Source organism: Cupriavidus respiraculi (assembly GCF_914271545.1).
GTDB lineage: Bacteria > Pseudomonadota > Gammaproteobacteria > Burkholderiales > Burkholderiaceae > Cupriavidus > Cupriavidus respiraculi.
In genome coordinates this window covers 1-13231 of sequence record NZ_CAJZAH010000006.1, presented here as the reverse complement: position 1 = coordinate 13231, position 13231 = coordinate 1, and the positions used below count along the sequence as shown (strand labels likewise).

Genomic DNA, 13231 nt, shown 5'->3' with positions numbered 1-13231 from the left:
ACATTTCCATGCAAAGGGCGCCGCTCGGCGCCCTTTGCGCTTCTCGCGGCCTTACAGCGCCGCCAGCACGGCGTCGCCCATCTCGCGGGTGCCCACCTGCTTGCAGCCCGGCGTCAGGATGTCGCCGGTGCGGTAGCCCTGGGCCAGGACCTTCTTGACCGCGTTCTCGATACGGTCGGCCTGCTCCGCCTTGTTCAGCGTGAAGCGCAGCATCATCGCCGCCGACAGGATGGTGGCCAGCGGATTGGCTACGCCCTTGCCGGCGATATCCGGCGCCGAGCCGTGCGAGGGCTCGTACAGGCCCTTGTTGTTCGCATCGAGCGACGCCGACGGCAGCATGCCGATGGAGCCGGTCAGCATGGCAGCCTCGTCCGACAGGATGTCGCCGAACATATTGCCGGTCACGATCACGTCGAAGCTCTTGGGCGCCTTGACCAGCTGCATCGCCGCGTTGTCGACGTACATGTGCGACAGCTCGACTTCCGGGTACTCCTTGTGCACGTCGATGACGATGTCCTTCCAGAACTGGAAGGTCTCCAGCACGTTGGCCTTGTCGACGCTGCACAGCTTCTTGCCGCGTTTGGCGGCGGCCTGGAATGCCACGTGCGCGATGCGGCGGATCTCCGGCTCGCTGTAGCGCATGGTATCGAAGGCCTCGCGCGCACCGGCGAAGGGGCCGTCCGGCGCGGCGCGCACGCCGCGCGGCTGGCCGAAGTAAATGTCGCCGTTCAGCTCGCGCACGATCAGGATGTCCAGCCCGGCCACCAGTTCGGGCTTCAGGCTCGAGGCGCCGGTCAGTTCCGGATAGCAGATCGCGGGGCGGAAGTTGGCGAACAGTTGCAGATGCTTGCGCAGGCCCAGGATGGCCTGTTCCGGGCGCAGCGGGCGCTCCAGGCTGTCGTACTTCCAGTCGCCCACCGCGCCGAACAGGATGGCGTCGGCTTCCTTGGCGAGCTTGAGCGTGTCGTCCGGCAGGGGATGGCCCTTTGCCTCGTAGCCCGCGCCGCCCACCGGCGCGGTTTCCAGCTCGAACTTCTCGTCGAGCGCGTTCAGGACCTTGACGGCTTCCGCCACGATCTCGGGGCCGATGCCGTCACCCGGCAGGACTGCGATCTTCATGCTGTGGTGCCCTTGTGTTTGCTGTGTTTCGTTGTGAGGCGGCCGGCGCACGCGCCGGCCGTCGGGGTGGCTTCGCGCGAACGGTCAGCCGACCAGGCGGTTGTTCAGCCACGGCATTTTGGCGACGCGCTCGGCCTCGAATGCCTTGATCTTGTCCGCATGGCGCAGCGTCAGCGCGATATCGTCGAAGCCGTTGAGCATGCAGTACTTGCGGAACGGCGCGATATCGAACGCGAAGCCGGTGCCGGACGGCGTCATCACCACCTGCTTGTCCAGGTCGATGGTGAGCTGGTAGCCGTTGAAGGCATTGGTCTCGTCGAACAGCTGCTCGACCTGCGCCTCGGTCAGCGACACCGGCAGCAGGCCGTTCTTGTAGCAGTTGTTGAAGAAGATGTCGGCGAAGCTGGGCGCGATCACGGCGCGGAAGCCGTATTGCGTCAGCGCCCACGGCGCGTGCTCCCGCGAGCTGCCGCAGCCGAAATTGCGGCGCGCCAGCAGGATCGAGGCGCCCTGGTAGCGCGGCTGGTTCAGCACGAAGTCCGGGTTCAGCGGGCGGCGGCTGTTGTCCTGGCCGGGCTGGCCCACATCCAGGTAGCGCCATTCGTCGAACAGGTTGGGACCGAAACCGGTCCGCTTGATCGACTTGAGGAACTGCTTGGGGATGATGGCATCGGTATCGACGTTCTCGCGGTCGAGCGGAGCCACCAGGCCCTTGTGTACGGTGAACTTGTCCATGGCTTGTTCTCTTTCGTTCTGCGCGGTCGGCCGGCTCAGCCGAGCGAGCGGATGTCGACGAAGTGGCCTTCGATGGCCGCGGCGGCCGCCATCGCGGGGCTGACCAGATGGGTGCGGCCACCGGCGCCCTGGCGCCCTTCGAAATTGCGGTTCGAGGTCGAGGCGCAGCGCTCGCCCGGCTCCAGCCGGTCGGCGTTCATCGCCAGGCACATCGAGCAGCCCGGCTCGCGCCATTCGAAGCCCGCGGCCTTGAACACTTTGTCCAGCCCCTCGCGCTCGGCCTGTTCCTTCACCAGGCCCGAGCCCGGCACGACCATGGCCAGCTTCACGTTGGACGCCACGCGGCGGCCCAGCTTCTGCACGACCCAGGCGGCGGCGCGCATGTCCTCGATGCGGCTGTTGGTGCACGAGCCGATGAAGACCTTGTCGATGTTGATGCTCTGCATCGGCACGTTCGGCTCCAGTCCCATGTACTGCAGCGCGCGCTCGATGGCGTTGCGCTTGTTGGGGTCCTTCTCCTTCTCGGGATCGGGCACGCGGTCCTCGATGCTGACCACCATCTCGGGCGAGGTGCCCCAGGTGACCTGCGGGCGCCCTTCCTCGGCGCGCAGTTCCACCACGGCGTCGAAATGCGCGCCGGCGTCGGAATGCAGCGTGCGCCAGTAGCGCACGGCCTGCTCCCACTCCACGCCCTGCGGCGCGTACGGGCGGCCCTTGACGTATTCGAGCGTGACGTCGTCCACGGCCACCAGGCCCGCGCGCGCGCCGGCCTCGATCGCCATGTTGCACACCGTCATGCGGCCTTCCATGGTCAGTTCGCGAATGGCCGAGCCGGCAAACTCGATGGTGTAGCCGGTGCCGCCCGCGGTGCCGATCTTGCCGATCACGGCCAGCACGATGTCCTTGGCGGTACAGCCGCGCGGCAGCTTGCCTTCCACCCGCACCAGCATGTTCTTTGCCTTCTTGCCCAGCAGCGTCTGCGTGGCCAGCACGTGCTCCACCTCGGAGGTGCCGATGCCGTGCGCCAGCGCGCCGAACGCGCCGTGCGTGCTGGTATGCGAGTCGCCGCAGACCACCGTCATGCCCGGCAGCGTGGCGCCCTGCTCCGGCCCGATCACGTGCACGATGCCCTGGCGGTGATCGTTCATCTTGAACTGGGTGATGCCGTAGCTATCGCAGTTGGCGTCCAGCGTATCGACCTGCAGCTTCGAGACCGGATCGGCGATGCCGTGGGTGCGGTCGGTGGTCGGCACGTTGTGGTCGGACACGGCCAGGTTCGCGCTGATGCGCCAGACGGGACGCTGCGCCAGCTTCAGGCCCTCGAACGCCTGCGGGCTGGTCACCTCGTGCAGCAGGTGGCGATCGATATAGAGCATCGTCGTGCCGTCTTCCTCGACGTGCACGGTATGGTCGTCCCAGAGTTTGTCGTAGAGCGTCTTGGCCATGGTGCGTGGCGGGCGTGCCGCCGCTCCGGCATGGAACGGGGTAGCGCCGCGTATGAGTTTGCGGGGATATTGTTTTGCAGCGCGACCGCCCTGAATGGCGCCACCGGCCGGGCCCTGTCGTGGCGCCGGCGCGGACGGATTCATGACGGGGTGGCCGGCGCGAATCGTGGCGGAAAGGCGGTCGAATCGCGGTGGCTGCAGCGATTGACTTCGTGGCCGATTATGCCACGGCACCGCGCCGGCACTGGCCTGGCGCCCGACTGTGATTGGCGAAAGGGGGATTTCGCCGATGGCGAAAAGGTCGTGTTCAACGCACCCCGCGGGACCCGCGGCCCAAAGAAAAAACCCCGCGCCGGGGAACGGTCGCGGGGTTTTCCTCGTACCGCCGCCGGTGGCCGGCGGCGATGCGAACGCTGCGCTCAGCGCGTGCCCATGTCCGGCACGTTGCGGGCGGCGGCGCCGTTGAACAGCTGGCGCGGACGGCCGATCTTGTATTCCGGATCGGTGATCATCTCTTCCCACTGCGAGATCCAGCCGACCGTGCGGGCCAGCGCGAAGATGCAGGTGAACATCGAGGTCGGGATGCCCAGCGCGCGCTGCACGATGCCCGAGTAGAAATCGACGTTCGGGTACAGCTTGCGGCTGACGAAGTACTCGTCTTCCAGCGCGATCTTTTCCAGCTCCATCGCCAGCTTGAACAGCGGGTCGTTGTGCAGGCCCAGTTCGTTCAGCACCTCGTGGCACGTCTCGCGCATCAGCTTGGCGCGCGGGTCGTAGTTCTTGTACACGCGGTGGCCGAAGCCCATCAGGCGCACGCCCGAGTTCTTGTCCTTGACCTGCTTGATGAACTCGCTGATGTTGTCGACGCTGCCGATCTCTTCCAGCATGTTCAGCGCCGCCTCGTTGGCGCCGCCGTGTGCCGGGCCCCACAGGCAGGCCACGCCGCCGGCGATCGCGGCGAACGGGTTGGTGCCCGACGAACCGGCCAGGCGCACCGTCGAGGTCGAGGCGTTCTGCTCGTGGTCGGCGTGCAGGATGAAGATGCGGTCCAGCGCCCGCTCCAGCACCGGGTTGACCTTGTACGGGGCGCACGGCGTGGCGAACATCATGCGCATGAAGTTGCCCGAGTAGGACAGGTCGTTCTGCGGGAAGATGTACGGCTGGCCGATGTTGTACTTGTACGCCATGGCGACCAGGGTCGGCATCTTGGCGATCAGGCGGATGGCCGAGATCTCGCGCTGGTGCGGATCGTCGATGTCCATCGCGTCATGGTAGAAGGCGCTCATGCCGCCCACCAGGCCCGTCAGCACGGCCATCGGGTGCGCGTCGCGGCGGAAGCCGCGCAGGAAGAACTGCATCTGCTCGTGAACCATCGTGTGGTTCATCACCGAGTTGACGAACTCTTCCTTCTGCTTGGCGTTGGGCAGCTCGCCCTTGAGCAGCAGGTAGCAGACCTCGAGGTGATCGCACTTCTCGGCCAGTTGCTCGATCGGGTAGCCGCGGTACAGCAGCTCGCCCTTGTCGCCGTCGATATAGGTGATCTTCGAATTGCAGGAGGCGGTCGACATGAAGCCCGGGTCGTAGGTGAACTTGCCGGTCTGACCATAGAGCTTGCGGATATCGATCACGTCCGGGCCGACGGTGCCCGTATAAATCGGCAGCTCAACGCTGGGGGAACCATCGGAGAACGATAGCGTGGCTTTCACATCGGACGGCGTCATGTCGGTTCCTTCTAATGCTATGAATAGTAATGTTGGCCAAACTCACACCGAGCGCAGCAGCCCTACCAGGCGCTGCATCGGGGGCGTGTCGAGCTCACCGTCCAGCTCCTTGCGCGCAAGCAGCAGGTCCATCAACTCGTTGTCGCTGAGCTCGAACAGTACGCTCAACGATGCCACATCCTCGTCGGACAGGCTCTCCTCGTAACGGTTGAAGAAACGTTCGACGATGATGTCGTTCTCAAGCAGGCCGCGCCGGGCGCGCCACCGCAGTCGCGCACGCTTGTGCGGATCGGCCTGATGGGAATAGTTCGCAGCGGGGGCTGCGTTGGTAAGGCTCTCGGTCATGGCTTGTACTTCTCGGGCGGGACGTTGCCGCCCCGCCCCTGGTGCCGCCCGGTCAGACCGCGCGGCGGACCATCAATTCACGGATCTTGCCGATGGCCTTGGTGGGGTTCAGTCCCTTCGGGCACACGTCGACGCAATTCATGATGGTGTGGCAACGGAACAGCCGGTACGGATCGTTCAGGTCGTCCAGGCGCTCGCTGGTGGCCTGGTCGCGGCTGTCGGCGATGAAGCGGTAGGCCTGCAGCAGGCCGGCCGGGCCGACGAACTTGTCCGGGTTCCACCAGAACGACGGGCACGACGTCGAGCAGCTCGCGCACAAAATGCACTCGTACAGGCCGTCCAGCTCGTCGCGTTCCTCCGGCGACTGCAGGCGCTCCTTCTCGGGCGGCGGCTCGTCGTTGATCAGGAACGGCTTGATCGAGTTGTACTGCTTGAAGAACTGCGTCATGTCGACGATCAGGTCGCGCACGACGGGCAGCCCCGGCAGCGGGCGCAGCACGATGCGGTCCGGCAGCTCGCGCATGTTGGTCAGGCACGCCAGGCCGTTCTTGCCGTTGATGTTCATCGCGTCCGAACCGCACACGCCTTCGCGGCACGAGCGGCGGAACGAGATGGTCTCGTCCAGCTTCTTCAGCTTGACCAGCGCGTCCAGCAGCATGCGCTCGTGACCGTCGAGCTCGACCTCGTAGGTCTGCATGCGGGGTGCCGCGTCCTTGTCCGGATCGTAGCGGTAGACTTCGAAAATACGCTTCATTTCTTTAGGTCCTGTGGGTCCTCTACGGCGGTGCTTAGAAGGTACGGGCCTTCGGCGGAACGCTTTCCACCGTCAGCGGCTCCATCTTCACCGGCTTGTAATCGAGGCGGTTGCCTTCGCTGTAGAACAGCGTGTGCTTGAGCCAGTTCTGGTCGTCACGGTTCGGGAAGTCGCTGTGGGCGTGGGCACCACGCGATTCCTTGCGTGCCGCGGCCGAGATCATGGTCGCCTTGGCCACTTCCACCAGGTTGGCCACTTCCAGGGCTTCGACCAGCGCGGTGTTGAAGACCTTGGACTTGTCCTTCAGGTGGATGTTGTCGGCGCGCTCGGCCACTTCCAGGATACGCTCCACGCCTTCGTCCATCAGCTTCTGCGTGCGGAACACGCCGGCATGCGACTGCATGTTGCGGCGGATGTCGTTGGCGATGTCCTGCGTGTACTCGCCCGACGCCGAGCTTTCCAGCTTCGCCAGGCGCGACAGCGCCAGGTCGGCGGCGTCGGCCGGCAGCGGCTTGTGTTCCTTCTGCTTGAGCGCGGTGGCGACGATGTGGTTGCCCGCGGCGCGGCCGAACACGACCAGATCCAGCAGCGAGTTGGTGCCCAGGCGGTTGGCGCCGTGCACCGACACGCACGAGCATTCGCCGATCGCGTAGAAGCCGTTGACCACTTCGTTGGGGTTGCCGTTCTTCGGCGTGACCACCTGGCCGTGGAAGTTCGTCGGAATGCCGCCCATCTGGTAGTGGATGGTCGGCACCACGGGAATCGGTTCCTTGATCGCGTCGACGTTGGCGAACTTCATGCCGATCTCGCGGATCGACGGCAGCCGCTTCATGATGGTCTCGGCACCGACGTGCGTGAGGTCCAGCAGCACGTAGTCGCCGTTCGGGCCGCAGCCGCGGCCTTCCTTGATTTCCTGGTCCATCGAGCGCGACACGAAGTCGCGCGGCGCCAGATCCTTCAGCGTCGGCGCGTAGCGCTCCATGAAGCGCTCGCCGTCCTTGTTGCGCAGGATACCGCCCTCGCCCCGCACGCCTTCGGTGATCAGCACGCCCGCGCCGGCCACGCCGGTCGGGTGGAACTGCCAGAACTCCATGTCTTCCAGCGGCACGCCAGCGCGCGCGGCCATGCCCAGGCCGTCACCGGTATTGATGAAGGCGTTGGTGGACGCGGCATAGATGCGGCCCGCGCCGCCGGTGGCGAACAGAGTCGTCTTGGCTTCGAGGATGTAGACCTCGCCGGTTTCCATTTCGAGCGCGGTCACGCCCAGCACGTCGCCGTCCTGGTCGCGGATCAGGTCCAGCGCCATCCATTCGACGAAGAAGTGGGTCTTGGCGCGCACGTTGCGCTGGTACAGCGTATGCAGCAGCGCGTGGCCGGTACGGTCGGCCGCGGCGCAGGCGCGCTGCACGGGCTTCTCGCCGTAGTTGGCCGTATGGCCCCCGAACGGGCGCTGGTAGATCGTGCCGTCGGGGTTGCGATCGAACGGCATGCCGAAGTGTTCGAGCTCGTACACGACCTTCGGCGCTTCACGGCACATGAACTCGATGGCGTCCTGGTCGCCCAGCCAGTCGGAGCCCTTGATGGTGTCGTAGAAGTGATAGTGCCAATTGTCTTCGCTCATGTTGCCGAGCGAGGCGCCGATGCCGCCCTGCGCCGCCACGGTGTGCGAGCGGGTCGGGAACACCTTCGACAGCACGGCCACGTTCAGGCCCGCCTCGGCGAGCTGGAGGGATGCGCGCATACCTGCGCCGCCCGCCCCGACGATGACCACGTCAAAGCGGCGACGCGGCAATCCAGTCTTGACTGCGACCATGTATTACACCCTCCAGAGAATCTGAGCAGCGTAGCCCGCGCAACCGACGAGCCACAGAATCGTAAGAACATGAAGGACCAGGCGGATGCCGGCCGGCTTCACATAGTCCATCCAGATATCGCGCACGCCGATCCAGGCGTGATAGGCCAGCGACAGGACGGTCAGGAACGTCAGGATCTTCATCCACTGGTTGGCGAAGAGCCCTGCCCACGCTTCGTACGAAGCGCCGTTCGACAGCAGGAAGGCGACCGCGAGGACGATGGTGAAGATCACCATGATCACGGCGGTGATGCGTTGCGCGAGCCAGTCTTTCACACCGTAGTGCGCACCGACGACCAGACGCTTGGGACCGATATTATTATTTGCCACCTTGGATTCTCCTCAGAACAGGCCGAACAGCTTGAGGCCGAAGACCACGGTGAGCAGCAGGCTGACGACGAGCACGGCAATCGCGGACTGGCGGGAGGCGGGCTTCTGCACGCCGACGTGCACATCCAGCAGCAGGAAGCGGATGCCCGCGCAGAAGTGGTGCAGGTAGGCCCAGATCAGCGCCAGCAGAACCAGCTTGACGAAGCCGCCGGACAGGAGATCCGAGAACTTTGCGAAGCTCAGTTCGGAAGTGACGCTCTGCTCGAACAGGTACAGAACGAAGGGAAGAAGAAGAACCATCAGCGCGCCGCTCGCGCGATGCAGGATGGACACCTTGCCGGCCCAGGGCAACCTGTAACGCGCGAGCTGCGTCACATGGATGTTCCGGAATTCCGGCCTGGCTTTTTTGACGGCTTCAGCCATGCGAGACCCCATTAGCGGTAGAACAAACTAGCGGTAAACAAAGACGCGTGCAAAACCCAGCGACACGCGGTACAGCCAAAAGCGAAACTTCATAGTGCACAAAGTGCAAAATCACGTGATTTTAGCGCCTTTGTTGCGCGGCGCACCAATAATTTTCAGCTATCGAGCACCATCATGGCGTGCACGACAAGCGTGCAAAACCGCTTCCGCCGGGACCATTCGCGGTATTTTCGGCAACAGCCAGAGCGGCTATCGCGGCCTGCGCAACAATCGTCGCGACAACCGGCGCCGCCGGCCTAGCTCAGCTCGTTGCGGTAGAAGTGGCGCGTGGTCACGTACAGGCCACGCCGCACCTCGACCGGGCGGTCGCCGTAGGTAAACGACACGCGCTCCACCGACAGCAGCGGCGCGCCCGGCTGCACGGACAGCAGCGCGGCGGTGGGCGCATCGGCGCTCACCGCGCGGATCTTTTCGGTCGCGCGGATCATCCGGGTGCCGAATTCCGCCTCGAACAGGGCGTACATCGGCCCCTTCCATTCCGTCAGCTTCTCGGCCGTCAGGCCCTTGAAGTTGGCGCCCAGCAGCCAGATCTCGTCGAGCACCGTGGCCTCGCCCGAGAAGAACAGGACGCGGCGGATCTGCACCACGCTGTCGCCGGTGCGGATCTCCAGCAGCCGCGCGATTTCCGCCGGCGCCCGCAGCCGCTTGCATTCGAGCACCCGGCTCGCGCCGTAGTGCGGTTCGCCCTCGTCGGGCACCAGCCGCAGGAAGCGGAACTTGACGCCGTCCTCGTGGTGCGTGGTGACGAAAGTGCCCTTGCCCTGGCGCCGCGCGACCAGGTTCTCGGCGGCCAGCTCGTCGATGGCCTTGCGCACCGTTCCCTGGCTCACCTTGTAGCGCGCCGCGAGGTCCATCTCGCTCGGGATCATCTCGCCCGGCTTCCATTCGCCCGACTGCAGGCTTTGCAGGATCAATGCCTTGATCTGCTGGTACAGCGGGCTGAAAGTGGGGGACGGGGCGGAGGACGATGCCGCGGAGCCCGCCGAAGCGGGGGCCGGAGCGGCGGGAGCCGGCGTCGCGGGCGCGAGCGCGCCGGACTGGGGCGGGACAGGCACCGACGTCCCGGCGCCGGACGAAGCGGCGCCATCGTGCGCTTCCGGCAAGGAAGCGGCGGCAAGGGACGAAGGTAGCGAAGGCATAGGCGGATTTCACCACAGATCGACAAAGGGCGTCCAGCCTGATATGAAACGTCTTATGTCTTATATAAGACATATGAATTGACACGTATAGTGCGTAAGCCTACACTCCCGCCAGCCCGGGACGCGCCAAAGTGGATGTGCGCCCGCGCTTGGCAGTAGACTTACGCCTTGTCGCCACCACGACTGTCGCGACCCTCGCGCCGGCCCGATGCCGCGCCCGGGGGGCCGCCTTCCCCGTCGTGGCGGCAATCCCGCTTCGGTACGTCCAGGCGCAGGCTGTCGCGGCCCGCGGATCCCGCACGCGACATGGCCGGCGCGGCACCGACCAGTTTCCCCTCTTCTCGTTTGGAGATTTACACATGGCTAAAGCCCCAATGCGCGTCGCAGTCACCGGCGCCGCTGGCCAGATCGGCTACTCCCTGCTGTTCCGCATCGCCAATGGCGACATGCTGGGCAAAGACCAGCCGGTCATCCTCCAATTGCTGGACCTGCCGCAAGCCCAGAACGCCGTCAAGGGCGTGGTGATGGAACTGGAAGACTGCGCATTCCCGCTGCTGGCCGGCGTGGTGATCACCGACGACCCGAAGGTGGCCTTCAAGGACGCCGACGTGGCCCTGCTGGTCGGTGCCCGCCCCCGCAGCAAGGGCATGGAGCGCAAGGACCTGCTCGAAGCCAACGCCCAGATCTTCACCGTGCAGGGCAAGGCGCTGGATGAAGTCGCCAGCCGCGACGTCAAGGTGCTGGTGGTCGGCAACCCGGCCAACACCAATGCCTACATCGCCATGAAGTCGGCCCCGAACCTGCCGAAGGAGAACTTCACCGCGATGCTGCGCCTGGACCACAACCGCGCGCTGTCGCAGATCGCCGCCAAGGCCGGCAAGCCGGTCGCCTCGATCGAGAAGCTGTTCGTGTGGGGCAACCACAGCCCGACCATGTACGCCGACTACCGCTACGCCACCGTGGACGGCCAGAGCGTCAAGGACCTGATCAACGACCACGCCTGGAACAACGACGTGTTCCTGCCGACCGTGGGCAAGCGCGGCGCCGCCATCATCGAGGCCCGTGGCCTGTCGTCGGCCGCCTCGGCAGCCAACGCCGCCATCGACCACGTGCGCGACTGGGTGCTGGGCTCGAACGGCAAGTGGGTCACGATGGGCATCCCGTCGGACGGCTCCTACGGCATCCCGGCCGACACCATGTTCGGCTTCCCGGTGACCACGGCCAACGGCAAGTACGAGCTGGTCAAGGGCCTGGAAATCGACGCCTACAGCCAGGAAAAGATCAACATCACGCTCAAGGAACTGGAAGAGGAGCGTGCCGGCGTGCAGCACCTGCTGGGCTGATCGCCGACGATCGCGCTTAGCGCTTTCAGCACCATGACAGACCGGGGCTGCGCAACGATTCACGGATCGCTGCGGGCCCCGGTTTTTTCATGGCGCCGCGCCCGCGAGCGGCGGCGCGGCGCCTGATGCCAACCCCTACCCCACCAAAGCCAAACGTGCATCCTTCCGAGGTCCTGTTCCAGGGCGAAGCCATACCGGCGCAGCTGCCGGTGTGCGATCACTATGCCGGCAGCGAAAAGCTGATGCGCAAGTCGCTTGCGTTGCAGCAGGAGCTGGGGCCGGTATTCGACATTACCTTCGACTGCGAGGACGGCGCGGCCGTCGGCCTCGAGCGCGAGCATGCCGAGCTGTGCGCCGCCATCATCAACGGCCCCGACAACGCCCACAATCGCGTCGGCGTGCGCATCCACGATCCGGCGCATCCGCACTGGCGCGACGACATCGATATTCTGGTGAGCCGCGCCGGCGCGCGGCTGGCCTATGTGGTGGTGCCCAAGGTCACCGACGTGGTCGAGGTCGCGCGCGTGACCGACCGGGTCAACCAGGCGGCGCGCGCCGCTGGCGTGGCCCGGCATATTCCCATCCACGTGCTGATCGAGACCCATGCCGCGCTCGAGCAGGTGTTCGACATCGCGGCGCTGGTGCAGGTCGAATGCCTCAGCTTCGGCCTGATGGATTTCGTCTCCGCGCACCACGGCGCCATCCCGGGCGACGCGATGGGCTCGCCGCAGCAGTTCGAACACCCGCTGATCCGCCGCGCCATGCTGGAGATCGCGGCGGCCTGCCACCGTCATGGCAAGGTGCCGTCGCACAACGTCAGCACCGATATCCAGCGCCCGGCAAGCGCGGGCGAGGACGCGCACCGGGCCCGCGCGGAGTTCGGCTACCTGCGCAAGTGGAGCATCCATCCGAGCCAGATCGATCCCATCGTGCAGGCCTTCCAGCCGGGGCGCGACGAGATCGGGCTGGCCAGCGAGATCCTGCTGGCGGCGCACGAGAACAACTGGGCCCCGATCCGCCACCAGGGACGGCTGCACGACCGCGCCAGCTACCGCTACTACTGGTCGCTGCTGCAGCGCGCGCACGCGACCGGGGCCGCCCTGCCCGACAATGCCCGCGAGCTGTTTTTCGACTGAGCGCGGCATGCGGCCGCGCCAGCGGCAAACCGCTGAAACAAGACGCTGACAACAACACGCTGCGCCGGCCCATGCGGGGCGGCCGGCGGCACAGGAGACACGGATGTCGAAACGCTCGCCCAAGAAAAACCACGCGCAACCGTCCGCCGAATTCGCGGGCATGTCCGGCACGCCAGACGCCGGCGCCGCCCCGGCAGCGTCCGCGCCCTTTCCCGAAGCCCACTCGGCTCCGACAGCACCCGTGCAGCCCGCCGGCCCCAAGCCCAAGAAGTCCGTGGCGCTGTCCGGCGTGACCGCCGGCAATACCGCGCTGTGCACGGTCGGGCGCAGCGGCAACGACCTGCACTACCGCGGCTACGACATCCTGGACGTGGCCGAGAGCTGCGAGTTCGAGGAAATCGCCTACCTGCTGGTGCACGGCAAGCTGCCCACCCAGGCCGAGCTCGATGCCTACAAGCGCAAGCTCAAGGCGCTGCGCGGGCTGCCCGCCAACGTCAAGGCCGCGCTCGAATGGGTGCCCGCCTCGGCCCATCCGATGGACGTGATGCGCACCGGCGTGTCGGTGCTGGGCACCGTGCTGCCGGAGAAGGAGGACCACAACACGCCCGGCGCGCGCGATATCGCCGACCGCCTGATGGCCTCGCTCGGCTCCATGCTGCTGTACTGGTACCACTACAGCCATAACGGCCGGCGCATCGAGGTCGAGACCGACGACGAATCCATCGGCGGACACTTCCTGCACCTGCTGCACGGCGAGGCGCCGTCGGCGCTGTGGGAGCGCGCGATGCACACCTCGCTGATCCTGTACGCCGAGCACGAGTTCAACGCC

General features: G+C 65.9%; 13 protein-coding genes. 3 read left to right on the top strand and 10 right to left on the bottom strand.

From position 1 onward, the window contains the following. Positions 1–51 precede the first annotated feature (51 nt). The 10 genes from leuB to LDO27_RS21115 form a co-directional block, all read right to left on the bottom strand. Positions 52–1119, bottom strand: a complete 1068-nt coding sequence (gene leuB / locus LDO27_RS21160; protein ID WP_224043856.1) for a 3-isopropylmalate dehydrogenase — start codon at positions 1117–1119, stop codon at positions 52–54. A gap of 84 nt (positions 1120–1203) precedes the next feature. Next, a complete protein-coding gene (leuD, locus tag LDO27_RS21155) occupies positions 1204–1854 on the bottom strand; it encodes a 3-isopropylmalate dehydratase small subunit (protein WP_224043854.1) in 651 nt (216 codons plus the stop codon). 35 nt (positions 1855–1889) lie between these two features. After that, positions 1890–3299: a 3-isopropylmalate dehydratase large subunit gene (gene leuC, locus LDO27_RS21150; RefSeq protein WP_224043852.1), complete on the bottom strand. Its 1410-nt coding sequence runs from the start codon at positions 3297–3299 to the stop codon at positions 1890–1892. Positions 3300–3718: 419 nt separating this feature from the next. After that, entirely contained in the window at positions 3719–5020 is a 1302-nt protein-coding gene (gene gltA / locus LDO27_RS21145) for a citrate synthase (RefSeq protein ID WP_222204183.1), read from the bottom strand. A gap of 42 nt (positions 5021–5062) precedes the next feature. After that, complete coding sequence (locus LDO27_RS21140) at positions 5063–5365, bottom strand: FAD assembly factor SdhE (RefSeq protein WP_222204185.1); 303 nt, start codon at positions 5363–5365, stop codon at positions 5063–5065. A 52-nt stretch (positions 5366–5417) separates the two neighbouring features. Further along, the gene (locus tag LDO27_RS21135; RefSeq protein ID WP_222204187.1) at positions 5418–6119 is read right to left on the bottom strand and encodes a succinate dehydrogenase iron-sulfur subunit; all 702 of its coding nucleotides are present in this window, start codon (positions 6117–6119) and stop codon (positions 5418–5420) included. Positions 6120–6153: 34 nt separating this feature from the next. Next, positions 6154–7932, bottom strand: a complete 1779-nt coding sequence (sdhA, locus tag LDO27_RS21130; protein WP_222204189.1) for a succinate dehydrogenase flavoprotein subunit — start codon at positions 7930–7932, stop codon at positions 6154–6156. A 3-nt stretch (positions 7933–7935) separates the two neighbouring features. Further along, complete coding sequence (gene sdhD, locus LDO27_RS21125) at positions 7936–8301, bottom strand: succinate dehydrogenase, hydrophobic membrane anchor protein (RefSeq protein ID WP_222204191.1); 366 nt, start codon at positions 8299–8301, stop codon at positions 7936–7938. A gap of 12 nt (positions 8302–8313) precedes the next feature. Then, a complete protein-coding gene (gene sdhC, locus LDO27_RS21120) occupies positions 8314–8724 on the bottom strand; it encodes a succinate dehydrogenase, cytochrome b556 subunit (protein WP_222204193.1) in 411 nt (136 codons plus the stop codon). A gap of 296 nt (positions 8725–9020) precedes the next feature. Beyond that, on the bottom strand, positions 9021–9923 hold the full coding sequence (locus LDO27_RS21115) for a GntR family transcriptional regulator (protein ID WP_222204196.1): 903 nt from the start codon (positions 9921–9923) through the stop codon (positions 9021–9023). A gap of 359 nt (positions 9924–10282) precedes the next feature. Between LDO27_RS21115 and LDO27_RS21110 the strand changes: the two genes are divergently transcribed. The 3 genes from LDO27_RS21110 to LDO27_RS21100 form a co-directional block, all read left to right on the top strand. Beyond that, on the top strand, positions 10283–11266 hold the full coding sequence (locus LDO27_RS21110) for a malate dehydrogenase (RefSeq protein ID WP_222204198.1): 984 nt from the start codon (positions 10283–10285) through the stop codon (positions 11264–11266). 155 nt (positions 11267–11421) lie between these two features. Further along, complete coding sequence (locus LDO27_RS21105; RefSeq protein WP_222204272.1) at positions 11422–12402, top strand: HpcH/HpaI aldolase/citrate lyase family protein; 981 nt, start codon at positions 11422–11424, stop codon at positions 12400–12402. Positions 12403–12562: 160 nt separating this feature from the next. Then, positions 12563–13231 (top strand): citrate/2-methylcitrate synthase (locus LDO27_RS21100; RefSeq protein WP_290368849.1); only part of this gene is annotated, 669 nt, incomplete at its 3' end.